General features: G+C 64.3%; 24 protein-coding genes and 1 pseudogene. 14 read left to right on the top strand and 11 right to left on the bottom strand.

The window, feature by feature from the left end:
* Positions 1-19 precede the first annotated feature (19 nt).
* The 8 genes and pseudogenes from ABIG06_RS32130 to ABIG06_RS32095 all read right to left on the bottom strand — a co-directional run bounded on the left by ABIG06_RS32130 (position 20) and on the right by ABIG06_RS32095 (position 7,813).
* The gene (locus ABIG06_RS32130) at positions 20-703 is read right to left on the bottom strand and encodes an HAD-IA family hydrolase (RefSeq protein WP_124158213.1); all 684 of its coding nucleotides are present in this window, start codon (positions 701-703) and stop codon (positions 20-22) included.
* On the bottom strand, positions 696-1,460 hold the full coding sequence (locus tag ABIG06_RS32125; RefSeq protein WP_124158214.1) for a type II toxin-antitoxin system VapC family toxin: 765 nt from the start codon (positions 1,458-1,460) through the stop codon (positions 696-698). The genes ABIG06_RS32130 and ABIG06_RS32125 overlap by 8 nt, the downstream gene beginning before the upstream one ends.
* Positions 1,457-1,753 carry a hypothetical protein gene (locus ABIG06_RS32120; protein ID WP_124158215.1) on the bottom strand — a complete coding sequence of 99 codons (297 nt, stop codon included), beginning with the start codon at positions 1,751-1,753 and terminating at the stop codon, positions 1,457-1,459. The genes ABIG06_RS32125 and ABIG06_RS32120 overlap by 4 nt, the downstream gene beginning before the upstream one ends.
* Before the next feature lie 143 nt (positions 1,754-1,896).
* Positions 1,897-2,090 (bottom strand): annotated as a pseudogene (locus tag ABIG06_RS32115) (hypothetical protein); the annotation flags it as partial.
* 101 nt (positions 2,091-2,191) lie between these two features.
* On the bottom strand, positions 2,192-2,755 hold the full coding sequence (locus ABIG06_RS32110; RefSeq protein ID WP_124158347.1) for a DinB family protein: 564 nt from the start codon (positions 2,753-2,755) through the stop codon (positions 2,192-2,194).
* An 82-nt stretch (positions 2,756-2,837) separates the two neighbouring features.
* Positions 2,838-5,822 carry an excinuclease ABC subunit UvrA gene (uvrA, locus tag ABIG06_RS32105; protein WP_370139964.1) on the bottom strand — a complete coding sequence of 995 codons (2,985 nt, stop codon included), beginning with the start codon at positions 5,820-5,822 and terminating at the stop codon, positions 2,838-2,840.
* Between the two features lie 287 nt (positions 5,823-6,109).
* A complete protein-coding gene (locus ABIG06_RS32100) occupies positions 6,110-6,808 on the bottom strand; it encodes an outer membrane protein (RefSeq protein WP_124158217.1) in 699 nt (232 codons plus the stop codon).
* A 237-nt stretch (positions 6,809-7,045) separates the two neighbouring features.
* Positions 7,046-7,813, bottom strand: a complete 768-nt coding sequence (locus tag ABIG06_RS32095) for an outer membrane protein (RefSeq protein WP_370139963.1) — start codon at positions 7,811-7,813, stop codon at positions 7,046-7,048.
* 443 nt (positions 7,814-8,256) lie between these two features.
* Between ABIG06_RS32095 and ABIG06_RS32090 the strand changes: the two genes are divergently transcribed.
* The 9 genes from ABIG06_RS32090 (at position 8,257) to gyrA (ending at position 21,360) form a co-directional block, all read left to right on the top strand.
* Positions 8,257-8,751 (top strand): single-stranded DNA-binding protein, encoded by a 495-nt coding sequence (locus ABIG06_RS32090; protein ID WP_061881761.1) that lies wholly within the window; start codon positions 8,257-8,259, stop codon positions 8,749-8,751.
* Between the two features lie 317 nt (positions 8,752-9,068).
* Positions 9,069-10,223: a tyrosine-type recombinase/integrase gene (locus ABIG06_RS32085; RefSeq protein ID WP_370139962.1), complete on the top strand. Its 1,155-nt coding sequence runs from the start codon at positions 9,069-9,071 to the stop codon at positions 10,221-10,223.
* Positions 10,220-11,773 carry a hypothetical protein gene (locus tag ABIG06_RS32080; protein WP_370139961.1) on the top strand — a complete coding sequence of 518 codons (1,554 nt, stop codon included), beginning with the start codon at positions 10,220-10,222 and terminating at the stop codon, positions 11,771-11,773. Before ABIG06_RS32085 ends, ABIG06_RS32080 begins: the two co-directional genes overlap by 4 nt.
* A complete protein-coding gene (locus ABIG06_RS32075) occupies positions 11,770-13,734 on the top strand; it encodes a hypothetical protein (RefSeq protein WP_370139960.1) in 1,965 nt (654 codons plus the stop codon). The genes ABIG06_RS32080 and ABIG06_RS32075 overlap by 4 nt, the downstream gene beginning before the upstream one ends.
* Before the next feature lie 195 nt (positions 13,735-13,929).
* A complete protein-coding gene (locus tag ABIG06_RS32070; RefSeq protein WP_370139959.1) occupies positions 13,930-14,907 on the top strand; it encodes a GSU2403 family nucleotidyltransferase fold protein in 978 nt (325 codons plus the stop codon).
* Positions 14,908-15,053: 146 nt separating this feature from the next.
* Positions 15,054-15,608 (top strand): hypothetical protein, encoded by a 555-nt coding sequence (locus tag ABIG06_RS32065; RefSeq protein WP_370139958.1) that lies wholly within the window; start codon positions 15,054-15,056, stop codon positions 15,606-15,608.
* 28 nt (positions 15,609-15,636) lie between these two features.
* Entirely contained in the window at positions 15,637-16,041 is a 405-nt protein-coding gene (locus tag ABIG06_RS32060) for a hypothetical protein (protein WP_370139957.1), read from the top strand.
* Between the two features lie 195 nt (positions 16,042-16,236).
* Positions 16,237-18,132 carry an AAA family ATPase gene (locus ABIG06_RS32055; protein ID WP_370139956.1) on the top strand — a complete coding sequence of 632 codons (1,896 nt, stop codon included), beginning with the start codon at positions 16,237-16,239 and terminating at the stop codon, positions 18,130-18,132.
* A gap of 495 nt (positions 18,133-18,627) precedes the next feature.
* Entirely contained in the window at positions 18,628-21,360 is a 2,733-nt protein-coding gene (gene gyrA / locus ABIG06_RS32050; protein WP_370139955.1) for a DNA gyrase subunit A, read from the top strand.
* Between the two features lie 82 nt (positions 21,361-21,442).
* On the opposite strand, the gene ABIG06_RS32045 is transcribed toward gyrA, so the two are convergent.
* Complete coding sequence (locus tag ABIG06_RS32045) at positions 21,443-21,700, bottom strand: hypothetical protein (RefSeq protein ID WP_124158220.1); 258 nt, start codon at positions 21,698-21,700, stop codon at positions 21,443-21,445.
* Between the two features lie 46 nt (positions 21,701-21,746).
* Positions 21,747-21,980: a hypothetical protein gene (locus ABIG06_RS32040; RefSeq protein ID WP_370139954.1), complete on the bottom strand. Its 234-nt coding sequence runs from the start codon at positions 21,978-21,980 to the stop codon at positions 21,747-21,749.
* On the opposite strand from ABIG06_RS32040, the gene coaD reads away from it, so the two are divergent.
* The 5 genes from coaD (at position 21,970) to queA (ending at position 25,131) form a co-directional block, all read left to right on the top strand.
* Complete coding sequence (gene coaD / locus ABIG06_RS32035; RefSeq protein ID WP_124158222.1) at positions 21,970-22,467, top strand: pantetheine-phosphate adenylyltransferase; 498 nt, start codon at positions 21,970-21,972, stop codon at positions 22,465-22,467. The two genes, ABIG06_RS32040 and coaD, sit on opposite strands and share 11 nt — an antisense overlap.
* A 36-nt stretch (positions 22,468-22,503) precedes the next feature.
* The gene (locus tag ABIG06_RS32030) at positions 22,504-23,067 is read left to right on the top strand and encodes a peptidylprolyl isomerase (RefSeq protein ID WP_124158223.1); all 564 of its coding nucleotides are present in this window, start codon (positions 22,504-22,506) and stop codon (positions 23,065-23,067) included.
* Positions 23,068-23,075: 8 nt separating this feature from the next.
* Positions 23,076-23,486, top strand: coding sequence for a hypothetical protein (locus tag ABIG06_RS32025; protein WP_370139953.1), 411 nt, complete (start codon positions 23,076-23,078; stop codon positions 23,484-23,486).
* Positions 23,483-23,947 carry a peptidylprolyl isomerase gene (locus ABIG06_RS32020; RefSeq protein WP_028180549.1) on the top strand — a complete coding sequence of 155 codons (465 nt, stop codon included), beginning with the start codon at positions 23,483-23,485 and terminating at the stop codon, positions 23,945-23,947. The genes ABIG06_RS32025 and ABIG06_RS32020 overlap by 4 nt, the downstream gene beginning before the upstream one ends.
* A 116-nt stretch (positions 23,948-24,063) precedes the next feature.
* Positions 24,064-25,131: a tRNA preQ1(34) S-adenosylmethionine ribosyltransferase-isomerase QueA gene (queA, locus tag ABIG06_RS32015; protein WP_124158225.1), complete on the top strand. Its 1,068-nt coding sequence runs from the start codon at positions 24,064-24,066 to the stop codon at positions 25,129-25,131.
* 189 nt (positions 25,132-25,320) lie between these two features.
* On the opposite strand, the gene ABIG06_RS32010 is transcribed toward queA, so the two are convergent.
* Entirely contained in the window at positions 25,321-26,358 is a 1,038-nt protein-coding gene (locus tag ABIG06_RS32010; protein WP_370139952.1) for an aspartate-semialdehyde dehydrogenase, read from the bottom strand.
* Positions 26,359-26,560: the final 202 nt, after the last annotated feature.

The following is a 26,560-nucleotide window of genomic DNA, read 5'->3' as shown; positions in this document are numbered from 1 at the left end:
CGCTGGCGCTCCATCCGGGCTATGGCACCGGCGAAAACATCGACGCAATCTCGTCCATCCTCTCGAACACATGATCGGGCCCCAGCGCACGCAGTGCCGCCGGCGCCGCATAGCCCCAGCACACCGCGCCGCAGGCGATTCCAACAGCCCGCGCCGCCTCGATGTCGCGGACCTCGTCGCCGATCGAAATGACCTTGCCGGGCTCGAGACCCGCGCGCCAGATGACTCGGCGGAATTTCGCGGCCTTGCCGAACAGCGACGCAGAGCAATCGAAATGCGCGAACAACGCCGCGGAAGGCCCAAGCTTCTCGCGCGCATTGGCCTCGCTGTCGGAGGTCACCAGCGCCAGCTGGACGCCGTTCTCGGCCATCGTCCGCAGCATCGTCTCGACGCCCGCGAACAGCGGAATCTCGGCTGCCGCCTCCGCCTTCAACCGCCGTGCATGCCGCGTTATCACCGGCAGCTTCCACAAAGGCACCTCGAGCCGGGCGAGGATCTCGCGGCTCGAGGCGTGCCGCAGCTCTTCAATCTCCCCATCCGCGACGCGACGAAAATCAAAGCGGTCGGCGACATCGTTGATGGTGCGCAGGAACCAGGGAAAGCTGTCGGCCAGCGTGCCGTCCAGATCGAAGATGACGAGGGCGTAGGGTAGGGCTCTCGAGCCGACTGGAGCAGGATGTGCTACGCGCCTACACCTAGTCATAGTTCATTCGACGGCCGGGTTGATTTGGCACGGCCTCATTGACGTCCAGATAGACGTTGTCGACGCAGCGCTGTACGGCACGATGATAGCTCCCGCCGCGCCATTCTCCTTCGCGAACTACAACATCGCTAACCTGCGCCACCGTCAGGCAGCGCCATTCACCGCCGGCCGGCAACTTAGATCGGCTTGCGCCGCCAAACTGAAAGACCAGTGCCCTTTCCTGTCCATTGGTATGCCCGAGGATGTGAGGACACACCTCGCGACGAACGCCATTGTAGTTCAGAGAAACGGGCAGGCGCCTCAATATCGCTTGCGCGAGCGTCTCGTAGGCTGCGCTGTGGCTCGATCGAACGATCTCGAAGGCCCTGTCACGGGCCCGGCCGTAACGGTAGATGGAGAAATCTTCGTCGAAGCTCGCTGCTCGTGTAATCCCAAGTCGCTCCATCACAGCGAAGCTTGTTCGGTCTACTAGTGAAAAATCCTGATCTCGGAACGAAACTCCGATGGCCCAAGCCGCCTCCAAATCGGCGCTAATGACCGGCTCTAGGCGCACGGCGCTGTTGCGAATACGATCCCAGAACGTCTCGGCAACATTTCGGTCAAATCGGCTCCTAAGCAAAAGCCAAGTCTCGGCGAGAACATGATCGGTCATCACCGGATCGGGAAAGCTTTGGAGGATTGCCTTGGCTACAGCGTTATTACGATCGCGCTTCGCGACGGCTGCAAACCAAACAGAAGTGTCGACAAAGACACTCAACGCCGTCGAGACTTGAGTTTGAGCTTTGTGGTCTTTCGCCCTCGTCCAGACGAATGCGTATCTAATATCGCTTCTGCGATCATTTCGTCTTTACGACTTGCTATGTCCGTTTCTTCACCGTCGTCTGCAAGATCGAAAACCGTAGAGATATCCAGCTTCCTTTCCGCTTCGCCGAGATCGTTGATTACAAGCCGCCTCACATATTCGGCGAACGATATCTTTTGCTCAGCGGCCTTGGCTTGTGCTCGCCGCCGAGTTTCGGGATCCAGCGTGACTTGCGTTCTGGCGCTCATGGGTTGCTCCTGGCCGACGCTACACCATCATGCCATCATACCCCCCGATTGGCAATACTCATGAGGTGGCCGCTGGTCCCGCGCGTCACTCCGCCGCCTGAGTCGTGCTCGCCCGCTTCGGTTTCCTGCCTTCTTCAGCACCGCTTCCAAATTTGCCCGCTTGGCGGCCATTTCGCGATGTCCTCCGCTTCGAGGCCGAGGTCGATGACTTAGTCGGCGGTCTTCATGCCTTCGAGATTGTGCTCACGACCGCAGTTGCCCTGAGCGACCAACTCATGCAGCACCTCTGGGCGCTTTTTGACGTCGTGAAAGCGCGGCCGATCGTCGGCTGGTCCAGGTGTGAGCATGCGGCGTGACGCGCCTAGACCAGATCGAGTCGGCTGAGGATTGCGCGCGTCGAAATATGCAGGTCTCGTCGAGGTCGAAGACGTTACTCCGTTAGGATTTCCAAACGGTCTCCTCGGTCCAGCCGAGTTCGGCGAATTCGGCGGCTCGCAGCGGCGCTTCGCCTTCCGCGAAGAACTCGTCAAGCTGTGGCGGTACGACCCTTGTTTCGGACAGCATGGCATGCGCCTGCCCGCGATGATGGATCTGGTGCTGAAACAGATGCATGAGCAGCCGGTCGCAGCGCTCGGTTTGAACGCTCGTATCGCGGTTGATCCGGACGAAGGCGTCGAGCCGTTCAATTGTCAGCGCATCGCAGATCGCAATCAGGCGGTTGTCCATTGCGGCCTGGGCAGCTTTGAGCTGGGCTAACGAGGGGTACGGCACCTCGTTCTTCCAGGCTGCCGGTCCGAGCCAGCCCCCTTCAAGCGCATCGATGTAGAAGAAGTCGATGATGTAGATGTGGTTCAGCGTACGCTGCAGGCTTGGAAAGAAGCCGGTGCGGTGGGCTTCGAATTCAGACTGGGATAGCGCAGCGCAGGCGGCGAGCAGGCGATGGTTCGCCCAAGCGTTGTTGTGGGCGAAGGCGCGGTAGGTTTGGACGAGTCCAGCGGACATGTCGGTTCTTTCCCGATCGAATCGTGGCCGATTACGCTCCGCTAATCCGCCCTGCAGCGCTGTGGCTTCGATGCAGCGCAATCTACTCCGCCGCCTCGCTCGCCGTCCGCCTCCGCTTCGGCTTTCGCGCCTTCTCCAGCACCGGAGCCAGGAACTTGCCCGTAAAGCTCCGCGGCGCCTTCGCGATGTCCTCGGGCGGTCCCCACGCCACGATCTCGCCGCCGCCGTCGCCGCCTTCGGGGCCTAGATCGATGACCCAGTCGGCGGTCTTGATGACTTCGAGATTGTGCTCGATCACGACGACCGTGTTGCCCTGCGCGACCAGCTCGTGCAGCACCTCCAGGAGCTTCTTGACGTCGTGGAAGTGCAGGCCGGTGGTGGGCTCGTCCAGGATGTAAAGCGTGCGGCCGGTGGCGCGCTTCGACAGCTCCTTGGCGAGCTTGACGCGCTGGGCTTCGCCGCCCGAGAGCGTCGTCGCCTGCTGGCCGACATGGATGTAGTCGAGCCCGACGCGGTGCAGGGTCTGGAAGGTCTCGCGCACGCGCGGCACCGCCTTGAAGAATTCGGCGGCCTCCTCGACGGTCATGTCGAGCACGTCGGCGATGCTCTTGCCCTTGAACAGGACTTCGAGCGTCTCGCGGTTGTAGCGCTTGCCCTTGCAGACGTCGCAGGTGACGTAGACGTCGGGCAGGAAGTGCATCTCGATCTTGATGACGCCGTCGCCCTGGCACGCCTCGCAGCGGCCGCCCTTGACGTTGAAGGAGAAGCGGCCCGGCTCGTAGCCGCGCGCCTTCGCCTCGGGCAGGCCCGCAAACCATTCGCGGATCGGCGTGAAGGCGCCGGTATAGGTCGCCGGATTGGAGCGCGGGGTGCGGCCGATCGGCGACTGGTCGATGTCGATGATCTTGTCGATGTGCTCGAGGCCCTCGATGCGGTCGTGCGGGGCGGCGCCCTCGCTGGCATTGTTCAGCTTGCGCGCGATGGCGCGGTAGAGCGTGTCGATCAAGAGCGTCGACTTGCCGCCGCCGGAGACGCCGGTGACGCAGGTGAACAGGCCGAGCGGAATCTCCGCCGTGACGTTCTTGAGGTTATTGCCGCGCGCGTTGACAACCTTGATGGTGCGGCGATGGTTCGGCGGACGCCGTTCCGGCACCTCGACCTCGAGCTCGCCGGTGAGGTACTTGCCGGTCAGCGATTTCGGGTTGCGCATGATCTCGGCGGGCGTGCCTTCGGCGACGATGTGACCGCCATGCATGCCGGCGCCGGGGCCGATGTCGAGGACGTAGTCGGCGAGGCGGATGGCATCCTCGTCATGCTCGACCACGACCACGGTGTTCCCGAGGTCGCGAAGCCGCTTGAGCGTGTCGAGCAGGCGGGCATTGTCGCGCTGGTGCAGGCCGATCGAGGGCTCGTCCAGCACGTAGAGCACGCCCGTCAGGCCCGAGCCGATCTGCGAGGCGAGGCGGATGCGCTGGCTCTCGCCGCCGGACAGCGTGCCGGAGGAGCGGGACAGCGTGAGATAGTTGAGGCCGACGTCGAGCAGGAAGGTCAGGCGCTCGCGGATCTCTTTCAGGATGCGGCCGGCGATCTCGTTCTGCTGCGTATTCAGCGTCTCAGGCACGCCCGCGAACCATTCGCCGGCCTTTCTGACCGACAGCTCCGAGATCTCGCCGATATGCTTGCCGCCGACCTTGACGCAGAGCGCCTCGGGCTTGAGCCGAAACCCCTTGCAGCCCTCGCAGGGCACGTCGTGGAAATATTTCGCCAGCTCCTCGCGGGCCCACTCGCTCTCGGTCTCGCGATAGCGGCGGTTGATGTTGGTGATGACGCCCTCGAACGGTTTCTTGGTGTCGTAGGAGCGGACCCCGTCCTCGTAGGAGAACTTGATCTCATCGTCGCCGGACCCGTAGAGGATCGCGTCTCGCGTCTTCTTCGGCAGATCCTTCCACTTGGTGTCGAGCGTGAACTTATAGTGCTTGCCGAGCGCGGTCAGCGTCTGCACGTAATAGGGCGATGACGACTTGGCCCAGGGCGCGATCGCGCCCTTGCGCAGCGTCAGATCCTTCTCGGGGATGACGAGATCCTCGTCGACATGCTGCTCGACGCCGAGGCCGCCGCAGGCGGGGCAGGCGCCATAGGGATTGTTGAAGGAGAACAGGCGCGGCTCGATCTCGGGGATGGTAAAGCCAGAGACCGGGCAGGCGAACTTTTCCGAGAACAGGATGCGCTCGGGGCCGCTCTTGTCGTGGATTTTCGCGGTCTTCTTTTTCTCTTTCTCTTCCGCAGGCGCGCCCGCCGGCGCGTCGGCGAACTCGACGACGGCGAGGCCCTCGGCGAGCTTCAGCGCGGTCTCGAAGCTCTCGGCGAGGCGCTGGCCGATATCGGCGCGCACCACGATGCGGTCGACCACGACGTCGATGTCGTGCGGGAATTTCTTGTCGAGCGTCGGCGCCTCGCTGAGTTCATGGAAGGTGCCGTCGATCTTGACGCGCTGAAAGCCCTTCTTGAGCCATTCGGCGAGCTCCTTCCGATACTCGCCCTTGCGGCCGCGCACGACCGGCGCGAGCAGATAGAGACGGGTGCCTTCGGGCAGCGCCAGCACGCGGTCGACCATCTGCGAGACGGTCTGGCTCTCGATCGGCAGGCCCGTGGCCGGCGAATAGGGCACGCCGACGCGGGCCCAGAGCAGGCGCATATAGTCGTAGATCTCGGTGACGGTGCCCACGGTAGAGCGCGGGTTCTTCGAGGTCGTCTTTTGCTCGATCGAGATCGCCGGCGACAGCCCGTCGATCTGGTCGACGTCGGGCTTTTGCATCATCTCCAGGAATTGGCGGGCATAGGCCGACAGCGATTCGACGTAGCGACGCTGGCCTTCGGCGTAAATGGTGTCGAAGGCGAGCGAGGATTTGCCGGAGCCGGATAGGCCCGTGAACACCACGAGCTTGTCGCGGGGAATCTCGACGTCGATGTTCTTGAGGTTGTGCTCGCGCGCGCCACGGATCGTAATTGCGCGCAGGCTGGAGCCCGCGTTCTGTTGTTGGCGTTTCGCCTTGATCACTTCGTCCATCCCGCTGGTCCTCAAGGAATCCAAAGACGCGCGATCGCGCCAATGTTGAAGGCGCGCTTCGCCCGGAACCGGGATCGGCGCCGATGGGTATGGCAGCGAACGTAGGAAGAACGGCGGCGGATTTCCAGTGGGACTTGCGAATCGTCAACGGATTGTTGGCGCACTGGCGGCATCTGGCAGCAGAGGGAGCGGGCGGAACTGCGCAGAGCGAGCCGTCAAACAAAAAGGCCGGCGTGGGCGCCGGCCTTTCGTGACGATGTGACGTCGGTCGCGATCAGTACTTCAGATCAGTACTTGGCAACGACCGGGGCGCCGAAATGATAGTTCACGCCGACCTGGACGGTGTGGAAGTTGATCGTGCCAGACGCCAGCGGAACGCCGAGGTTGGAGAAGTAGTTCTCGCTGCCGAAGCTGCGATAGAGGTACTCGCCCTTGACCGACCACTGCGGCGCGAAGAACGCTTCGACGCCGGCGCCGACGGTCCAGCCGGAGTGCCACTTGCTGTCGGAGACGCTCACGCCCAGCGCGCTGACGGTGACCTTGTTGTCGATCCAGGCGTAACCACCGGTGCCGTACAGCAAGACGTTGTTGACGGCCCAGCCGATGCGGCCGCGCACGGTGCCCATGGCGTCGGTCTTCGAACTCAGCGTCGCGGTGGCAACGCCGAAGCCGGGGACAACGGTCGCGCCGGTAACCGAAGCGCTGACGTCAGCCCAGGCGCCGTCGGCCTCGAGGCCGAACACGACGTTGCCGGTCTGCCAGTTGTAGCCAGCGGTACCGCCGACGAAGCCGCCCTGCATCTTCGGATCGGTCGAGGATTCTTCCCAAGCGCCGCCGCCGACGACACCGAGATAGAAGCCGGTCCAGTTGTAAACAGCGGCCGGAGCGATCGGAGCCTTGGTGTAAGGGCGGGCCGCAAGATCGGCGGCCGAGGCCGGAGCGGCGAGAGCGAACAAACAGGCCGAAGCCAACAAAACCTTCTTCATCTTTAATAAATCCCAGTCCCAGTTTCTGTTGTTGCCTTCCGTGACCGGAAGGCAGCGGACTCAACGGCCCAACTGAGGCTGTGCTTACACCAACAAAGCCGCAAGTTGTGTCTCCGAAAAGCCACAACGGCGCAAAACGTAATGGTTACTGACTCGTTTCCCGGCGACCAGTTCGCGCCCAAAAACAGAAAGGCCGGCGCGAGGCCGGCCTTTGATCTCCAACAATATCGCGAGATATCAGTACCTTGCGATCAACGGGCCACCCCAGCGATAGTTCACCCGGATGAGACCGATATCGACGTCCTGGCCGATGCGATTGGAGGCAGTGAAAGCACCGAGCGGAGCCCCGGCGAAATTGCCGGATCCGGTGAAGTCGATTGTGCGGTGGCCGAGGAAGATGTGATCGTACTCGAAGCCGACCGACCAGTTCGGCGCGAATCCGAACTCGACGCCCACGCCCACCGTGCCGCCCCAACGGGTCTCGTTGGCCCGGTCAAACTCGAGGCCGGTCGCCACATCGTAGGTCCGATAGCGATCACCGACGACGGCGGCGCCGCCCTTCACATAGAGCAACACGTTGTTCCAGGCGTAACCGATCTGCCCGGTGATCAGACCGAAAGAGTCGATCCTGGACTGGTTGCGAAGGCCGGACACCGCGCTGATGTTGTCGCCGGTAAAGTCGGCCCAGTTGCCTTGGCCTTCGAAGCCGAACACCCAGTTCGTCGACTGCCAGCGGTAGCCGACCTGGCCACCGACGGTGCCGCCGGTCGCATTGTGACAGCCCTCGCCGACCAGAACGCCGGTCGCCGGGGTCACGAAATCCCAGCACTTGCGGCTTGTGCCACCACCGCCGTTAATGCCGATATAGAAGCCGCTCCAGTCGTAAATGGCGGCAATAGGCGCCGGAGCCTTGGTGTACGGACGGGCGGCAAGATCCGCCGCGCTTGCGGGAGCCGCCAGCCCCAACGCCATTGCACTGATTGCAGTAAAATGAATCTTATTCATTGCAGTCTCCCCAGTTTCGCCCGCTTCTCGAAGTCCCCGAAGCGGGCAGATCAGGCGCGACGCCCATATGAACTAATTCCAAGGCAATCATAGCCAAAGAAACGGGCAAAATCCGTCTCCGAAATGCCACAGTCGCCGACCGATTGAATTGGCTGCAACTTAATGAACGTTAAGCGGTTTTCGCCCTTCCCGGGAACCCGAAAAAGTTCCATCCAGGTTCCCTTTTCAGCCGCCGTGTGGCCCAGCTGCCGTCCCTGTGGTTTCGGCGCGAAGAACAAATCTGGAACGGAGCCGAGCGGAATGCTATATGTGGGGATAACCTGGGGGGCGGCGGGCTGATCGGTGCCCGCAAGCGTATAGGGTCGCCTCAACAGGGCGCGGAGGAACGCGGGCAGCGGGATTCGCCCTTTTGAAATCTAGTGCATTCGGAGTGGAGAGCGGCGATGGCGGGAAGCGTCAACAAGGTCATTCTGGTTGGAAATCTCGGCAAGGATCCTGAAATCCGCCGCACCCAGGACGGGCGACCAATCGCGAATTTGAGCATCGCCACCTCGGAGACATGGCGTGACAAGGCGACCGGCGAGCGCAAGGAAAAGACCGAGTGGCATCGTGTCGTGATCTTCAATGAAGGGCTCTGCAAGGTTGCCGAACAGTACCTGAAGAAGGGCGCGAAGGTTTACATTGAGGGCGCCCTGCAGACCCGCAAATGGACCGACCAGAGCGGCGTCGAGAAGTACTCGACCGAGGTCGTGCTCCAGGGCTTCAACTCGACGCTGACAATGCTCGACGGCCGCGGCGGCGGCGGGGGAGGCGGCAGCTTCGGCGACGAGCCGGGCGGCGATTTCGGCTCCTCCGGTCCCGTCAGCAGTGCGCCGCGCCGTCCCGTTGCCGCCGGCGGCGGCCGCAACAGCGACATGGACGACGATATCCCGTTCTAGAATTGGGTTTTCCCGAAGTGTAACTGAAAAGCGGAATCTGTAGCTAGAACAATGACTTGGCGCAGATTCCGTTTTGTTCTTTGTAACCAGCTATTAGAAATCGCGTACTGTTTCCCCGTTTTGTAACTTCAGCGGATAATCTCTTTGACAATCAACCGTTTAGGCGGATCGCCGCCCGCCAGCTTGTGTCACTCCTGACATGAAACTTTTCTGACCATCTCACGGCCTCGGATTTTGCAGGGGGCTGTAGATTGGATCTCGGTAAGGCACCGTTCAGGACGAAAACCACTTGCTTCGAGTCAGGCGAGCGCTTCGTCATGGCGGTCGATAGCGACGACATGCCGGTCGATTGGCCGGTCGTGTACGCGGCGGTGGAGTTGCGTAACCGCGGCCTGATGCTCTCGACGATGCGGAAGGAGATGGACGCCATCTGCCTTCTGCTCAATTGGTCTTCGAAGCACGGCATCGCACTGGACGAGCGGATCGAGTCGCTCGACTTCCTTTCGCTGTCGGAGATCGAGGGACTGAGGAGGGCGATGCGGGTCGATCTCCGCACGGCCCGCAAGCGCGCGAACGGCGATAAGAGCAAGAAGCTCAAGGACGTCGTCGAGAACGGTCATTGGCGCAACCGCCTTCAAGCGTGTGCGGACTACCTCTATTGGCGCATCTTGGATATCGTCTTCCGCTTGAAGACCGCAGACCCGCGGCGGGTCGAAGCCCGCCTCGTGCTGGAACAGATACACGACCTGGTCGTCGGCGACATCAAGGTCTACGAGAACGACCTGTTGGAAGGACTGACCGAGGAACAGCGCGAAATCCTGGTGCGGGCGATCACGGCGGGCGATCCGAGCAACCCCTTCGAGCCGAGGCACCAGTTCCGCAACATGGTGCTCTGGCTCCTGTACATCGACGCCGGCCTGCGACGATCCGAACCGCTCGGCATCAAGACCAGGCACGTGCGGCTGGGCGGCGACGACCCTGGTCTGACCGTCCACCGCAACGCGGACGACCCGGACGAGACGCGCGCCCAGCCGCCGTCCGTCAAGACCAAGTCGCATCCGGTTGAATTCACCGATCGGCTCCACGATGCGATGGATAGCTACATCGTCGGTGCCAGGCGGACCTACAAGAACGCGAAGACCTCGCCCTTCCTCTTCCTCTCCCAGCAGGGCAAGCCGCTGTCCATTGGCGCCGTCGACGCCATGTGCCTCGAGCTCCGGAAGGTCCCGGGACTGCCCGAGGACTTCTCGACGCACGTCAATCGCCGGACCTGGAACGACAAGATCAGCGAGGCGGCGGAGGAGCAGGGCGTTCCGCCGGAGGTCGAGAAGCAGGCTCGCAACCTTGCCATGGGATGGACGCGGACTTCGGAGCAGGGCGTCAGGTACGGCCGCCGGGGCATCCGCAAGCGCGCCGCCGAGATGCAGGCGGGCATGCAGGAGAGGTTGATCCGGGGGAAGGACGCACGATGAAGGCTCTCCACGAAATCGCTTTGCCGGCCGGTTTTCCCGGACAGGGCACGATCTACGACCGCGCCAAGCTTCCCGTCGACGCCACCGGATGGGTCTGGACGCTCAACGACGTGTCCGCAACGCGGCTGGACTTCCGAAAGCTGGAAATCGACTCTCCCGACCTCTTGCTGGCCGTCGTCAAATACATCGCGGACCGGGTGACCACCAGGTCGGTCGATGACGTGCGCAACACCTTCGATGCGCTTCGTTTCCTGCAGTCTGTCGAGCACTTCCGGACGTGCGCCGCCACCGGCGGTCGCATCGATCTGCGGTTGATTGCGCAGCTTCGTCTCGTTGAGAACTTCGCCGCCTGGCGGCTCTGCTACGTCCGCGCGTGGTACCAGTGGTGCGCGAAGCGGAATTTTCCGCAGTTCGCCGGCGAGGTGGCCGCCGAGATGGCGGATATCAGGATCGGCGGAAATCCCAAGGGCGTCGCCGTGCGGACGCGGGATCCGGAGCAGGGCGCGTTCGACCAGCTCGAGACCATCGCGATCGTCACCAAGCTTAGGGAGCTCGGACCGATCCTGCTGACCGCGTTCGAGAGGACCCTGGTGTGGCTCGCGCTCGCATTCGGCTCCAATCCGAAGGCGTTCTCGCTTCTGCGCGAAGAGGACTATCGGATAGTGCGGGAGGACGGAAGCAATGTGGTCCACCACGTTCTGAAGATCCCGCGCATCAAGAAGCGCAGCGCGTCCTTGCGAAAGGACTTCCACACCAAGCGGCCGGACGGTCTGATCGGTGAGCAGATCGCCGCGCTGATCGAGGAAAACATCGAATTCCGCCGAAGGTGCGGGTGGCCCGAAGGATGCGCCTTTCCGCTGTTTCGCCGCGCCGAGCCGCGGGCAAGGGTGCTCGACGGCCCGATGCCCGAATACGCCATGCACTGCAGCACCAAGGAGATCACCGCGGCCCTGAAGGCGGCGGTCGAGAAGCTGAACGTGATCTCGCACCGGACGGGGCTGCCGATCAACGTGACCGCGATGCGCTTTCGTCGCACGTTCGTGACGCGGGCCGTCGAGGAGAACGTGCCGCCGGCCGAGCTCGCCGTGATGGTGGATCACAGCGATCTGCAGAACCTCAAGGTTTACTACGAAACCACCTCCAGCATCGTTGATCGGCTGGACGCGGCCTTGGCCGTCAAGCTGGGGCCGTTGGCGGACGCCTTCATGGGCAAAGTGGTGGCCGACGAGACGGAAGCCGCCAACGGCGCCGACCCCACCAAGCGCATCCCGTTCTTCCGTCGCGCTGCCGGCCAGCAGCCCGAGCGGGCCGGCAACCTGGGTACCTGCGGAGCGGGAGCCTGCGCGCAGTTCGCGCCTATCAGTTGCTACACGTGCCGGAAATTCCAGCCGTGGCGGGACGGGCCTCATCGCGAGTTTTTGGAGCAACTATGCGACGAGCGCGAACGCAAGAAGGCCGCCGGTCTTGACCCTCAGATCGTCGGACTGCACGACGCGACGATCCTGGCGATCGGCGAGGTCGTCGCCGCATGCGAAGGGGGCGCCGAATGAACGTCATCGCGTTTCCCGACCGCCTCGCGATCGGCGCCCGGGAGAACCTGGCTGCCATGGTGGCCAAGGCCCGCTCTCTGCAGGTGTTCGGCCCGAGCGTCGATTTTGACGCGTCGGTGTGGGATCTCTCGCACTGCTTCGAACGCAAGCCCGGGAAAGCCTTCTCCAGCGCCGTCCTGTACTTCACGGCCCGTCAGGAAAAGCCGTCCCGCAAGATCGAGGGGCGCACCGACCTGACCGATCCGTTCGCCTCGTTCCTGAAGGCGATGATCGTCATGAGGCAGTTCGCCTCTCCGACGTCCTTCGGCGTCCACCAGCGCAGCCTCATGGTAGGCCGCCTGCTGTACGAGGCACTGGCCAAGTGCGGTCACGACATCGTCGATGCGCGTCCGAAGGATTTCATGGAGGCCGTGGCGGCCATCCGAAAGGTCTACACGGGAAGCAGCACGTACAGCTGTGGGGAGGAGCTGGAACGCATAGGCAGATTCGTCGACAAGCACCAGCTCTGTAAGGTGCCCATCAGGTTCGTCAATCCGATCGAGCGGGTCGACGACAATGCGTACCGGGTGGACGACGAGGCGAAGGAAGCGAGGGCGAAGAAGCTCCCGACCGACCAGAGCATCGCAGCCGTCATCGAAGCGAGCATCCAGGTCCGAAATGGCGGGGCCGATCCCGATCTGGCCCGCATGTCCGTTCTCGAAATTCTCCTGAGTGCGCCGTGGAGGATCAACGAGTTGCTCAACCTGCGCGCCGACTGCGAGCGTTGGGACGAGCGTCCCGACGGGGCGGTCAGGTTCGGGATAGTCTACGAAGGCTCCAAGGAGGCGCCCGACGACGTCAAATGGATTCCGACCAAGATGAAGCCGATCGCGGAACGCGCCGTGAAGGATCTGCTGCGGCTCACGGAAACCTCCCGCGAGGTCGCCCGCTGGATGGAGGCGCATCCCGGCCGCGCTTGGCTGCCGGAACCGTGGCGTCTGCGCGACCAGAATACCCTCGTCACCGCGACCGACGTCGCAGAGACAATGGGTTTCTCCCATCGAGGCGCTGCGACGCTTTGGATGAAAACGCACGGGTACGCCGGACGGGTGCTGAAGCATCAAATGACGTTCCGGCAGGGTGATCTCGAGGCGGCGATCCTGTCGGACGTCGCGAAGGTCATGAAAGACGTTCCGAAGGGCCGCCTGCTGTCCGAGTACCTCTTCCTCTTCCCGGCCAACTATTTTCACCGGAGCAGGGCGATCATCCCGTCGGTCCCGACGTTCTTGAGTCAGGCTCAGATGCGCGATTTTTTGGTCGGTGACGACGCCGAAAAGGACGAAAGCATCAGTGCCGGCTCGATCTTCAGGCGGTTGAAGATACTCGACTCGAAAGGTCAGCCTTTCAAGCTGCCGTCGCACGGGCCGCGCCGCTACCTGAACAACCTCGCCAACGAGGGGCTCGTCTCCGAGCTCGACATCGCGCGATGGTCGGGTCGCAAGGAAATTTCCCAGAACTCGGCCTACGACTACACCGGCGGGGCCCCGCTCGGCCGAGTGATACGCGGTATGGTCAAGTCGAAGTCCGTACAGGGACGGATCGCTGCGACCGTGCGAAAGATCAGGCCGGCCGACAGGGAGGACTTCCTCAAGGCTCGGTTCGCGACCTCCCACACCACCGATATCGGCATGTGCGTCTCGGATTGGAGTTTGGCTCCCTGCGCGTCTCACGGGGCGTGCGCGGCCGGCTGCGGCGACCACATGCTCGTCAAGGGCAACCCGAAGCACCTGCAGCGGGCCCAGCAGCTTCTGACCGAGCACGAAGCCATGCTCGAGCAGGCCCGCCAGGCGGCTGCCGAAGGGGCGTTGGGGGCGGGGCCCTGGGTCGAGCACAACGAGAGGATGGTCGCAGGCCTGAGAAAGGCACTTGCCGTCCATCAGGACCCCGCCATCGCCGACGGGACTATAGTTCAGCCTGATTGAGCGTGCTTTTAGCCTCTCGCGGTGCGGCCTAGCGGCTCGAGAGGCTCCATTCCCTTCATTATCGGCGGCGTCGGCAAGTCCCTGGCGCGCCCGCCCCTCGAAAGAACAAAAGGAGAATCTTCTTGCAATCGCGGTGGAGTGGTTTATACTATCAGAGTAGATAATTGAATGGCGGTAAAACCATTGACCACGCCGATGAGCCAAGAACAGCGCCGCCTGGTCGAGATCATGCGCTCGACGGTCGCCGACTATGGCGACGTGCTGCGGGCTCGCGATGCGTACGCCGGCGGCATGCAATGGCTCACTGCGAAGGGCAACCAGTATCTGACGCGGTACCGCCAGGACCCCCTCACCGGCGACAAGAAGGCGGGTTCGCTCGGCCGGCGCACCCCCGAGACCGAGAAGATCTACGACGCGTTCATGAAGGAGCGCGGCGAACTCGACGCCCGCATAGCCGAACTGAGGCCGGCGATGGCCGAGCAGGCCCGTATGGCCAAGGCGCTGAGGCTGTCCCGGGCGCCCAGCGAGGTTGGTGGCGTTCTCCGGGCAATCGGGACCTCGGATCTGCTCGATCGCGTGACGCTGGTCGGGGAGGCATCCGTCTACGCCTACGAAAACGAGATGACCTCGTTTCTGCCGCGCGACGTGCTGCCGGACGACGGTCTCGACCTTCTCGTTGCCGATCTCGCGTCCGCCGACCTCCTCGACGAACTCGTTGCCGTGCTGCGCCGGGCCAAGATCCCTGTGACACGCAAGCGCGCCAAGGGCGACGTCGCCGAGCTGCGGACCGACGACAACCTGAAGATACGGCTGCTCACGTCCTCCTCGATCGAGCGCCTGGTCGACGACTACGAAAGCGATGCGGCCGCCCACGCGCGGCGCTGGGCTTCGGAGCAGCCCCCGATCCGCTCGGTGGTGATCGACCGCTCCGGACGGGCGGCCTCGATCTCCGTGCTGGAGCCGCGGGCTTGGGCGATCCTGCGCTGCGTCCTGCTCGACATGGAAGAGATGTCGGCGGGACGCCGCGAGACTTCGACCGAGCTCGTTTCGGCGACCGCCAGGATGATCCACGACCGCTGGCCTGAGCCGTTCGCGGAGGAGCAGATCTACGGCTTCGGGCCGCTCGGCGACGCCCTCGAGGGAGAGGAGTTTCTGCCGCCGCCGAGGATGTAGGATTCCGCGTTTTTTACTGCTGTTGGGCCGCAGGGCCGAAGTCTTTTCGTGTGTCGTAGGGGTCGCGTGTGTCGAGTGTTCTTGGGGCGTATTTCCCTGCTCCGGTAGAATCGGCCTACTCATCGAGTCCTTCATCCGAGGACACGATGACGAAGGCGCCGAAGGGCTGGGACAAGATCGAACCGCGCGGCCGGAATCGGCCGGTCCGCAACGGCTGGCGCTCGGCCCCGGCGGGCAAGAAGCGCCTGTTCGTCAAGGACAAGGAGAGGGGAACCGAGAAGCGCATCCTGGAGATCATCGAGAAATGGCCGGAGCCGACCATCACGTGGGAGGCCCTCGTCCAGGTCGTGAATGTCGAGTTCAAGGGCACTTGGACGCGCGTCGCGCTCGCCAAGCACCCGAAGATTCAGAAGGCCTACACCCTCAAGAAGAAGGAGCTGCGCGAGGCGGCCCTGCAAGCCGATCCGGGGAAGGCGAAGCGGAAGAGGAGAGAGGGCGACGGCACCTTCGAGGTTCTGCGGAGGCAGATGCAGGACCTTCGCGAAGACAACCAGAGGCTCCGCGCGCTCGTCGCGAAGCACGAGGAAAGGTACGTCCGGTGGAAGACGAACGCCTATCTGAACGGATGGTCGATCAAGAAGCTCGATGAAAAGCCCGAAAAGCCCGATCGCGGACAGACTGACAAGGATCGAAAACGTTGAACCTCCGACCGGCAAGCGGGAGGACCAGGTGACGGAATCAAAGTCGGGGAGCGTGCTCGGCGCCGAGAACGCCGAGATCCTGAAGAACTACCTCGAGGCCCTTGAACGGGAAGGCCGGCCGCTGCCCATGCACGCCGGCGAGCCCAATGTTTCGGCGATCGCGCTCGCCTGCGGGTTCAACCGCCAGGTGCTCTACAAGAATCCGGCTGCCGCAGCGTTACTGGCCGCGGCAAGAGCGAAGCTGCCGGCCGCCGCCGCCGGCGAGGAGGAGGCCAAGCCGGAGACGAAGTCCGATCGGCGCGACCGGCGCATCCTGTCGCTCGAGCAGCAGAACGCGGCTCTCCGAGCGGAGAACGCCGGCCTGCGCGAAAAACTGCGCCGCCTGGAGCAGGTCGAGGACATCATGATCACCACCGGGCGCAGGGTATCGTGACTCTGACGCCCCGTCCCTCGGAGAGACCGGAAGCCTTCGACCGTCCCTCGGAGCCGACCTGCGATCAGCAGGACCGCCGCGTCGCAGCGGAGGGCAAGGGGCGACACGGGCCCGCGCAGCGGGCTCTTGGCGCGGGCTGCCCCTTGCCGGAGCGAGCACGGCGGTACGCTGTTTCGCAGGCGGAAGCGAGGCGTCATGCTTGAGCATCTCGGCCGCCGCGCCAAGTCCGGCGACACCATCGTGCGCCACCTCGCCGAGGATCCCGCGTTCGAGGGCATCGGCTACGCCACCGCGGCGAAGCTGTGGAAGGCCTTCGGCGCCGAGCTCTACGCGCTGCTCGGCAACGGCGACGTAGGACGCCTGAGGGACGTCCTGAGCGAGGACCGCGCCGAGCGGCTGGTGCTGGCGTGGAAGGAGAAGCTCGCCGAGGGCGACGTCGTGGTCTGGCTCGACGAGCACGGCTTCGATGCCCGGCTGGCCAAGAAGATCGTCCGCCTTTGGGGCGCGGACGCCGCAGCCAAGCTGCGCGAGCAGCCCTACGCGATGATGGCGCTCGCCGACTGGCCGGTGGTCGACGCCGCCGGCGGCCGGATGGGAATCGTCGCCGACGATCCCAGGCGCCTCGTCGCCGCGGTCGAAGCCGTGCTCTACACCCGACTAGATCAGCACCACACATGGATCGGCCACCCCGAGCTCGTCGCAGCGGTCGGCAAGCTCCTGAAGTGCGCGCCCGCGCAGTCCGGGGAGGCGATCTCGGCCGCCGTGGCGCAACGGGCGGCGATCCCGATCGCGGGCGGCTTTCAGGCCGCCGGCGCCCATATGATGGAGCGCTACGTCGCCGATCGGATCCGCGAGATGCTGTCCGAGCCGGCCATGGGCGACCTGATCGCCCGCGAGGTCTCCGACGAGGAGCTCGCCGCCTGGCTCGAACGGCAGGACCTGGGCGTCGCGCTCGACGACGAGCAGCGGGCCGCGGTCCGGGTCGCGATCCGGGAGCGGTTCGGCATCGTCCGCGGCGGCGCCGGCGTCGGCAAGACCACGGTCCTGAAGGCCGTCGCCCGGGCCTGCGCCGCCTTCGGCCGCTCCACCCACATGATGGCCTTGGCGGGCCGTGCCGCCGTCCGGATCGGCGAGACTACCGGCTTCCCGGCCTCGACCATCGCCGCCTTCTTGAAGGGCGTCGAGGCGAGGCAGATCGCGCTCGGCCCTGAGTCGCTGGTCGTGGTCGACGAGGACTCGATGCTGGACCTGCCGACCATGTACCGGATCCTGCGCGCCTTGCCGGACGGCTGCCGGCTGCTGCTGGTCGGCGACCCCGCCCAGCTTCCACCCATCCAGTTCGGCCTGGTGCTGCACGCGCTGGTCGAGAGGCCCGAGATCCGCTCCGTCGAGCTCACCCGCGTCTACCGTCAGACGGAGGCGACCGGCATTCCCGCGGTCGCGGGCGCCATCCGGTCCGGGCGGCTACCCGACCTGCCGAGCAACGTCGACGCCACCAGCGGCGGGGTCGCCCTGATCGCGGCGGCCGAGGTCACCACCGACCAGATCGTTGACGTGGTCGCCGACCTCGGCGGCTTCTCCGAGGACCTTCGGATCGTCTGCGCCGTGAAGGCGGGGCCGGCCGGCACCGAGGCGCTCAACGCGCGCTTCCACGACATCTTCGCGGTCGGCAGGCGCCGGCATCCGACCAGGCGCCTCGCCGTGGGCGAGCCGGTCATGTTCCTCAAGAACGACTACCAGGCGGGCCTGCGCAACGGCAGTCTCGGCCGCATCACCGCCATCGAGGACAGCAAGGTGACCGCCGACTTCGACGGCACCGAGGTCGAACTGAGCGGCTACGGGCTCGATGATCTCGCGCTGGCCTACGCCATCACGGTCCACAAGGCCCAGGGGTCGAGCTTCCGGAACGTCGTCATCCCGATCCAGAAAACCCGGCTGCTGGACCGGTCCCTGGTCTACACCGCGATCACGCGCGCCAAGGATTCGGCTGTTCTGATCGGGGACGGGAAAATGTTGCGTCAAGTGCTGGAACGCGAGTCTCATGTGGAGAACCGCCAGACCGCTCTTTCTCGGATACTTGATGGGAGCTAGGTTCGAAACGTGACGTGTTTGTTGACAAACTGTTGCCCGGCAAACCGACTTTCGCAGCCGAATCAACGACTAACACACACAGTTACATTCCGTTCGGGATTCTACACTTCTGAGGACGCGGATCGCGCTACGGAGACGCGCCGAGCGAACGGAGCTTGGCGTGTCATGTCAGCAATTCTGCCTAGGGACGGGCTCGGGTTTTCCGGGCCCGCTTCATGTTCGGCTTGAATTTAGACTCGTCCGGCATTGAGGCGATGGCGCACCGCAGCTCTTGACCGCTGCGAACGGGCTGGTGGGCGCGCCGGGCAGCGCGGTTTTCGAAGTGCTCGACGTGGTTCCACGAAGCCATTGCCAGGGGTATCGGAGATGCCCTGCCCGGAGCCGTAAGTATCTGGAAGAATAAGCGGAAAAAGCGCTTATCGACACCCCGCGAGGGTGGTTATCCGAGCCTCGATACGCTATATGATTCCTAGATAAACCTCACCGGATTTCCCCTTGGCTGACGACGACAACAAGCCCGGCGACCAGCCGGCGCATCCCACGGACATTCGCCCCGTCTCCATCTTCGAGGAGATGAAGAAGTCCTATCTCGATTATGCCATGAGCGTGATCGTGGCGCGGGCGCTGCCCGATGCGCGCGACGGTCTGAAGCCGGTGCACCGCCGCATCCTGTACTCGATGAACGAGCAGGGGCACACACCCGACAAGAAGTACGTCAAGTCCGCTCGCGTGGTCGGCGACGTCATCGGTAAATATCACCCGCACGGCGACCAATCGATCTACGACGCCATGGTTCGCATGGCGCAGGACTTCTCGATGCGCGTGCCGCTGATCGACGGCCAGGGCAATTTCGGCTCGGTCGACGGCGATCCGGCGGCCGCCTATCGTTACACCGAAGCGCGCCTGACGAAGGCGGCGTTGGCTCTGCTGGCCGACATCGACAAGGACACCGTCGACTTCCAGCCGAACTACGACAACAACGAGACCGAGCCGTCGGTCTTGCCGGCAAAGTTCCCGAACCTTCTGGTCAACGGCGCGGGCGGCATCGCGGTCGGCATGGCGACCAACATCCCGCCGCACAACCTCGGCGAGGTCGTCGACGCCTGCGTCGCTCTGATCGACAACCCTGCGCTCACCATCGACGAACTCATCAACATCGTGCCGGGACCTGACTTCCCGACCGGCGGCGTCATTCTCGGCCGCGCGGGCATCCGCGCCGCCTATCACCTCGGCCGCGGCTCGGTCGTCATGCGCGGCAAGGTCGCGATCGAGACCATCCGCAAGGAGCGCGAGGCACTCATCATCACCGAGATTCCGTACCAGGTGAACAAGGCGACGATGGTCGAGCGCATCGCCGAACTGGTGAAGGAAAAGAAGATCGAGGGCATCGCCGATCTGCGCGATGAATCCGACCGCGAAGGCTACCGCGTCGTCGTCGAGTTGAAGCGCGACGCTGTGCCGGATGTGGTGCTGAACCAGCTGTACAGATTCACGCCGCTGCAGACGAGCTTCGGCGTCAACATGGTGGCGCTCGACAGCGGCCGTCCGCGGATCATGCATCTGAAGGAGCTGCTGACGATCTTCGTCGACTTCCGTGAGCGAGTCGTCACGCGGCGCACCAAGTACCTGCTCGCCAAGGCGCGGGATCGGGCGCATATCCTGGTCGGTCTCGCGATCGCGGTCGCCAATATCGACGAGATGATCCGCGTCATCCGGAGCTCGCCCGACCCGACCACCGCCCGCGACACTCTGATGTCGCGCGACTGGCCGGCCCGGGACGTCGAGGACATGCTGACGCTGATCGACGATCCGCGTCACCGCATGAGTGAGGGTGGCACGATCCGGCTGTCGATGGAACAAGCGAGGGCTATTCTCGATCTGCGTCTTCAGCGCCTGACCGCACTCGGCCGTGACGAAATCCGCGACGAACTCGACAAGCTCGCCGGTGAGATCGCCGATTATCTCGACATCCTGCGCTCGCGCGAGCGCGTGCTTGATATCATCAAGACCGAGCTTGCCGAGGTGAAGGCGGAGTTCGCCACACCGCGCCGCACCGTGATCATGGAGCAGGAAGGCGAGGTCGAGGACGAGGACCTGATCCAGCGCGAGGACATGGTCGTCACCGTTTCGCACGCCGGTTACGTCAAGCGCGTGCCGCTGTCGGCCTACCGGGCGCAGCGCCGCGGCGGCAAGGGCCGCTCCGGCATGCAGACCCGCGACGAGGATTTCGTCAGCCGGCTCTTTGTCGCCTCGACCCATACTCCGGTGCTGTTCTTCTCCTCGCGCGGCCAGGTCTACAAGGAGAAGGTCTGGCGGCTGCCGATGGCCGCGCCGAACGCGCGCGGCAAGGCGCTGATCAACATCCTCCCTCTCGAGCAGGGCGAGCGCATCACCACCATCATGCCGCTGCCGGAGGACGAATCGACCTGGGGCGAGCTCGACGTGATGTTCGCCACCACCGGCGGCAACGTCCGGCGCAACAAGCTGTCCGACTTCGTCGATGTCCGCCGCTCCGGCATCATCGCGATGAAGCTCGACGACACCGAAGCAATCGTCGACGTGCAGATCTGCACCGAGCGCGACGACGTGCTGCTGACGGCTGCCGGCGGCCAGTGCATCCGCTTCCCCGTCACCGACGTGCGCGTGTTCACCGGACGCACCTCGATGGGCGTGCGTGGCATCGCGCTTGCCGAGGGCGACAAGGTGATCTCGCTGGCGATCCTGCGCCATGTCGAGACCGCGTCCGACGAGCGCTCGGCGTACCTGAAGATGCGCCGAGCGGTGGCCGGCGAAGCCGCGGCGGAAGAGGCTCCGGCCGATGCCGAGGCCGAGGAGACCTCCGGGAGCTTCCAGCTGTCGCAGGAGCGCTATGCCGAGATGTCGGCGCAGGAGCAGGTCGTGCTGACCGTCTCCGTCAACGGTTACGGCAAGCGGACCTCGTCCTACGAGTACCGGACGACGGGCCGCGGCGGCAAAGGCATCGTCGCCATGAGCGTCAATAACCGCAACGGCAACCTCGTGGCGTCGTTCCCGGTAGAGGACGCCGACCAGATCATGCTGGTGACCGACAAGGGCCAGCTGATCCGCTGCCCCGTCGAGGGCATCCGCATTGCCGGCCGCTCGACGCAAGGCGTGATCGTGTTCGACACCGCCGAGGACGAGCACGTGGTGTCGGTCGAGCACATCACGGAAGAGGCCGAGAGCGGCAACGGGACGAACGGGGAGTAACGTTCAGGCACGTAGCGCCGAATGCGCAGCGCTCGATCCGGGCTACGAACCGCCTAGCTGGCACGAAATCGTCAGGCCGCGGCTACGGGGTGCGGTCGGCGGTGACGAGGCGCGCCTCACGGACATTGGTCTTCGTGCCGGCGGTGCGCAGGCAGGAGGCCTCGAAGTTCGGCCAAGCCTGCTGCGAGCAGTCCTTTCCGATGTTGCGGATGTCGAGCCGGTCGCTCTTGGCCAACGGCTGCGGCACGCTGGCTTCGACGGTGGGGGCAAAGCCGGGCAGGAGAGTGAGGGCTGCGGCAACACATGCAGAGAGTGCGATCGCTGAAAGGGTCTTGATCATTGACGGTCCCCTGTGATGCGGCCGCTCACGCGCGGTGTGCGGCCCGTCATTCGTTGACCGGATGAGTAACCATGGCCAGTTTCCGGACGTCTTCGCCGATGCGGGAAATGGTTTCGTTCTCGCTCCGTTTTGTTTCGTGGCTGCCCGGGGACGAAACAAACCAGCCATGACCGACACGTCCGGCGAGACATTTCCGGGTGACGTACCAGGAAGCGGGCAAGGAACCCGTCCGGCTTGCCGGGCCGGGCCGGGCGCGGTAGGAGGAAGCCATGCCGCGCATTGCCTTCTATCCCGGTTCCTTCGATCCCATCACCAACGGCCACCTGGACGTGGTCCGGCACGGCGCTTCGCTGTGCGACAGGCTCGTGGTCGCGATCGGGGTGCACCCGGGCAAGAAGCCGCTGTTCTCCACCGAGGAGCGGCTGAAGATGCTCCATGACGTTTGCGGGCCCGTGGCAGCCCAGGCCGGCTGTGTGCTCGAGGCCGTGACCTTCGACGATCTGTCGGTCACCTCGGCGCGCAAGCACGGCGCGACGATCATGATCCGGGGCCTGCGCGACGGCACCGACCTCGATTACGAGATGCAGCTCGCCGGCATGAACGAGGCGATGGCGCCGGAGGTGCATACCGTCTTCCTGCCCGCCTCTCCCATGGTCCGCCCGATCACCGCCACTTTGGTGCGCCAGATCGCGGGCATGGGCGGGGATGTCTCGGCCTTTGTCCCGCCGCAGGTCGCGGCACAGCTCAAGGCCAAATTCGCCGGATAACGGCCCGCTTCCTTTCTCATCCTGACCGGAGTTGTCATGATCCGAATTCTCGCAGTTCTTGCCGCGCTTCTGTTCGCGGTGCCGGCGGTGGCGCAGCAATTGCCGGCAAATCTCGACAAGGCCAACGCCATCGTCATCGACAGCACCAAGGGCCGCATCGTCATCAAGCTCAGGACCGACATCGCGCCGCAACATGCCGAGCGCATCAAGCAGCTCGCGCGCGAGGGCTTCTACAACAACGTGCCGTTCCACCGCGTGATGGACGGCTTCATGGCGCAGACGGGCGACGGCCAGAACTTCAACGGCACCGGCGGCTCGAAATACCCGAACCTGAAGCAGGAATTCTCCAAGGTGCATTTTGCCCGCGGCATCGTCGGCATGGCCCGGCGCGGCGACAGCGTCGATAGCGCCAACTCGCAGTTCTTCATCATGTTCGCCGATGGCGGCAGCCTCGATGGCCAGTACACCGTGATCGGCGAGGTGGTGCAGGGCATGGACGTCGTCGACAAGCTGAAGAAGGCGCCCGCGGGCTCGCCCGGCGGCAGCGTCACCGATCCCGACAAGATGGTTAAGGTTCAGGTCGCCTCCGACATCAAATAGCAGCGGCCATGGCGCGCCGCGGTGGCAAGCTCCTGCTGGTTGCTGCGATGCTGCTGCTCGGCGTCTCCAGCACGGCCGCGCAGGACGCGCAGGTCAACACCATCCAGGACATCTTCCGGCACCTGAGCACCTGCTGGAGACCGCCGTCGCCGGCCAAGGCTCGCCCCCTCGACATCACCGTCGTGGTGAGCTTTAACCGGGCTGGAAACATCCTGGGCCATCCGAGGATTACCTATGAATCCGCGGAGGCTTCCGACAACGACCGGCTGCAATACCGGATCGCGGTGATGGAGGCGTTGCAACGTTGCACGCCGATGCCATTTACCGATGCAATGGCCGGCGCCGCCGCGGGACGTCCATTCGCGATCCAGTTCCGCAACCGGAAGACTTCACCCCCAACACAAGAGAGACGAGCATGAGCGTCACCGAAAACACCCTGATCCTCGAGACCACGCAGGGCCCCGTCACCATCGAGATGCGGCCAGATCTCGCGCCCGGCCACGTCGCGCGCATCAAGGAGCTCGTGCGCGAGGGCTTCTATGACGGCATCGTGTTCCACCGCGTGATCGAGGGCTTCATGGCGCAGACCGGCTGCCCGCACGGCACCGGCACCGGCGGCTCCGGCAAGAAGCTGAAGGCCGAGTTCAACAAGGAGCCGCATGTGCGCGGCACCGCCTCGATGGCCCGCGCCGCCAACCCCGATTCCGGCGACAGCCAGTTCTTCATCTGCTTCGACGACGCCCGCTTCCTCGACAACCAGTATACGGTCTGGGGCAAAGTTACCGAGGGCATGGAGAACGTCGACAAGATCAAGCGCGGCGAGCCCGTGATGAATCCGGACAAGATCGTCAAGGCGCGCATGGCGGCCGACAAGGAATAGTCACCTGTCATTCCGGGGCGCGCCTGGGCGCGAACCCGGAATTTCGTGGCACAATCTCGGGATTCCGGATCGCCGCGCTTGAGGCGCGGCGTCCGGAATGACGGTGCTAGTGAAACATGCGCACCGATCTCTTCGATTTCGACCTGCCGCCCGAGCGCATCGCGTTGCGTCCGGCGAGCCCGCGCGACTCCGCGAAGATGCTGGTCGTCGAGAACGGCGCGCTGCGCGATCAGGTCATTTCCGACCTGCCGCAATGGCTGAAGCCCGGCGACCAGCTCGTCGTCAACGATACCAAGGTGATCGCGGCGCAACTGAAGGGTCGCCGCATCGGCCGCGAGACCGAGCCGAAGATCGAGGCGACGCTGATCAAGCGGCTCGACGGCTCGCGCTGGCAGGCGCTGGTGAAGCCGGCGAAGAAGCTCACGGCCGGTGACCGCATCCGCTTTGGCAATGAGGGCAAGGTCTGCCTGCTCGGCCATCTCGATGCCGAGGTCGAGGCCAAAGGCAGCGAGGGCGAGGTGACGCTGTCGTTCTCGTTCCACGGCCCGGCGCTCGACCAGGCGATCGCCGACCTCGGCAGCCCGCCGCTGCCGCCCTACATCGCCGCGAAGCGCAAGCCCGACGATCAGGATTTTGCGGACTACCAGACCATGTTCGCGGCGACCGAAGGTGCGGTCGCGGCCCCGACCGCAGGCCTGCATTTCACGCCCGCGCTGGAGCAGGCGCTGCGCGCGCGCGAAGTCGGCCTCAACCGCATCACGCTGCATGTGGGGGCAGGGACGTTCCTGCCGGTCAAGGTCGACGACACCGAAGGCCACAAGATGCACGCTGAGTGGGGCACGATCTCGTCCGAAACGGCGGAGCGGCTCAACGCGGCGCGAAAGAACGGCGGCCGCATCGTTGCGGTCGGCACGACGTCATTGCGGCTGCTGGAGAGCGCAGCGAGCGAGGACGGCACGATCCGGCCCTTCGCAGCGGAAACCTCGATCTTCATCACGCCCGGCTATCGCTTCCGCGCGGTCGATGTCCTGATGACCAATTTTCATCTACCGAAGTCGACGCTGTTCATGCTGGTCTCGGCCTTCGCGGGGCTCGAGACGATGAAGCAGGCCTACGCGCATGCGATCGCGAGCGGATACCGGTTCTATTCGTACGGCGATGCATGCCTGCTGTTTCGGGCGTAGAGCAAATCTATCACGGTCACCCTGAGGTGCTCGCCTCTTCGGCGAGCCTCGAAGAGCGACGCCCCGCTGCGACATCTCGGCCGTGCATCCTTCGAAGGCTCCCGTGCAGCGCCTTGCGCTGCACGGCTCGCACCTCCAGCGACAATGGCTTCGCCATTGCGCGGGGATGACGGGTCGAGATTTTGCGCGTTATGCCATCACCCGCTGCGGCAGGAGCTCCGCGATCTGCACCGCGTTCAGCGCCGCGCCCTTGAGCAGTTGATCGGCCGCGACGAACATCGAGATCGAATGACCCGAGGGATCGCTGAGGTCCTTGCGGATGCGGCCGACCAGCACGTCGTCCTGGCCCGAGGCGTCGATCGGCATCGGGAAGTAGTTCCTGGCGCGATCGTCCACGACCTTCACGCCCGGTGCCTGCGCCATGATGGCGCGGACTTGGTCCTCGGTAATCGGCCTCTCGCACTCGAAGGTGATGGCCTCGCAATGGGCGCGGAGCACCGGCACGCGGACGCAGGTGACGCCGACCGCGATGCTGTCGTCCTCGAAGATCTTGCGGGTTTCCTTGATGACCTTGGTCTCCTCGTCGTTGTAGCCGGTGTCGGGGTCGATCGCCGTGTTGTGGTTGAAGAGGTTGAAGGCGTAGGGATGCGGCATCACCCTGGGCGTATAGACCTGCCCGTTGAGATTGGCGCGGGTGGATTCGACCAGCTCCTCCATCGCCGCTGCGCCGGCGCCGGACGCGGCTTGATAGGTCGAGATGATGACGCGCTTGATGCGGTTCTTCTGGTGGATCGGCCACAGCGGCACCAGCGCGGTGATCGCCGCGCAGTTGGGATTGGCGATGATGCCCTTGTGGTCGCGGATGCGGCTGGCGTTGATCTCGGGAATCACCAGCGGCACGTTCGGGTCCATGCGGAAGGCGGAGGAGTTGTCGACCACGACCGCTCCGGCCTTGACCGCGATCGGCGCGAACTTCCTGGAGATGCTGCCGCCGGCGGAGAACAGGGCAATGTCGACGCCCTCGAAGGCGCGCTCGGTCAGTTCCTCGATGACGACGTTCTGGCCGCGGAATGACACCGTCTTGCCGGCCGAGCGCGCGCTGGCGAGCGCCTTGAGCTTACTGATGCGAAAGCCGCGCTTGTCCATGGTGGCGATGAATTCGGCGCCCACCGCACCGGTGACGCCGACAATCGCGACGACGGGATCGTTACTCACTTTGTCCTCCATTGCTTTTGAAATCCAGACAACAAAAAAGCCCCGACCATCGAGGGCGGGGCTTCGGTAGAGCTGATGCGTTTTCGTCGACGACTACGCGCGCACGCCTCCCCGGGCCCCTGAGGCCGTGGTGGTTTTGGTCGTGCGTTTGGTGGTCGTGAACATGGCGGCGACTTATGGGGGAGAGTCTTGCGGCCGTCAATGGCTTTTCGCC

The organism is Bradyrhizobium sp. USDA 326 (assembly GCF_049739485.1).
Taxonomy (GTDB): domain Bacteria; phylum Pseudomonadota; class Alphaproteobacteria; order Rhizobiales; family Xanthobacteraceae; genus Bradyrhizobium.
This window is presented reverse-complemented; position numbering and strand designations above follow the sequence as displayed.

Excerpts from the sequence above, each read along its gene's own strand:
- ABIG06_RS32130 (WP_124158213.1), bottom strand. The coding sequence starts at position 703 with ATGACTAGGTGTAGGCGCGTAGCACATCCTGCTCCAGTCGGCTCGAGA.
- ABIG06_RS32120 (WP_124158215.1), bottom strand. The coding sequence starts at position 1,753 with ATGAGCGCCAGAACGCAAGTCACGCTGGATCCCGAAACTCGGCGGCGA.
- ABIG06_RS32110 (WP_124158347.1), bottom strand. The coding sequence starts at position 2,755 with ATGTCCGCTGGACTCGTCCAAACCTACCGCGCCTTCGCCCACAACAAC.
- uvrA (WP_370139964.1), bottom strand. The coding sequence starts at position 5,822 with ATGGACGAAGTGATCAAGGCGAAACGCCAACAACAGAACGCGGGCTCC.
- ABIG06_RS32100 (WP_124158217.1), bottom strand. The coding sequence starts at position 6,808 with ATGAAGAAGGTTTTGTTGGCTTCGGCCTGTTTGTTCGCTCTCGCCGCT.
- ABIG06_RS32095 (WP_370139963.1), bottom strand. The coding sequence starts at position 7,813 with ATGAATAAGATTCATTTTACTGCAATCAGTGCAATGGCGTTGGGGCTG.
- ABIG06_RS32090 (WP_061881761.1), top strand. The coding sequence starts at position 8,257 with ATGGCGGGAAGCGTCAACAAGGTCATTCTGGTTGGAAATCTCGGCAAG.
- ABIG06_RS32085 (WP_370139962.1), top strand. The coding sequence starts at position 9,069 with ATGGCGGTCGATAGCGACGACATGCCGGTCGATTGGCCGGTCGTGTAC.
- ABIG06_RS32080 (WP_370139961.1), top strand. The coding sequence starts at position 10,220 with ATGAAGGCTCTCCACGAAATCGCTTTGCCGGCCGGTTTTCCCGGACAG.
- ABIG06_RS32075 (WP_370139960.1), top strand. The coding sequence starts at position 11,770 with ATGAACGTCATCGCGTTTCCCGACCGCCTCGCGATCGGCGCCCGGGAG.
- ABIG06_RS32070 (WP_370139959.1), top strand. The coding sequence starts at position 13,930 with ATGAGCCAAGAACAGCGCCGCCTGGTCGAGATCATGCGCTCGACGGTC.
- ABIG06_RS32065 (WP_370139958.1), top strand. The coding sequence starts at position 15,054 with ATGACGAAGGCGCCGAAGGGCTGGGACAAGATCGAACCGCGCGGCCGG.
- ABIG06_RS32055 (WP_370139956.1), top strand. The coding sequence starts at position 16,237 with ATGCTTGAGCATCTCGGCCGCCGCGCCAAGTCCGGCGACACCATCGTG.
- ABIG06_RS32045 (WP_124158220.1), bottom strand. The coding sequence starts at position 21,700 with ATGATCAAGACCCTTTCAGCGATCGCACTCTCTGCATGTGTTGCCGCA.
- coaD (WP_124158222.1), top strand. The coding sequence starts at position 21,970 with ATGCCGCGCATTGCCTTCTATCCCGGTTCCTTCGATCCCATCACCAAC.
- ABIG06_RS32040 (WP_370139954.1), bottom strand. The coding sequence starts at position 21,980 with ATGCGCGGCATGGCTTCCTCCTACCGCGCCCGGCCCGGCCCGGCAAGC.
- ABIG06_RS32030 (WP_124158223.1), top strand. The coding sequence starts at position 22,504 with ATGATCCGAATTCTCGCAGTTCTTGCCGCGCTTCTGTTCGCGGTGCCG.
- ABIG06_RS32025 (WP_370139953.1), top strand. The coding sequence starts at position 23,076 with ATGGCGCGCCGCGGTGGCAAGCTCCTGCTGGTTGCTGCGATGCTGCTG.
- ABIG06_RS32020 (WP_028180549.1), top strand. The coding sequence starts at position 23,483 with ATGAGCGTCACCGAAAACACCCTGATCCTCGAGACCACGCAGGGCCCC.
- queA (WP_124158225.1), top strand. The coding sequence starts at position 24,064 with ATGCGCACCGATCTCTTCGATTTCGACCTGCCGCCCGAGCGCATCGCG.
- ABIG06_RS32010 (WP_370139952.1), bottom strand. The coding sequence starts at position 26,358 with ATGGAGGACAAAGTGAGTAACGATCCCGTCGTCGCGATTGTCGGCGTC.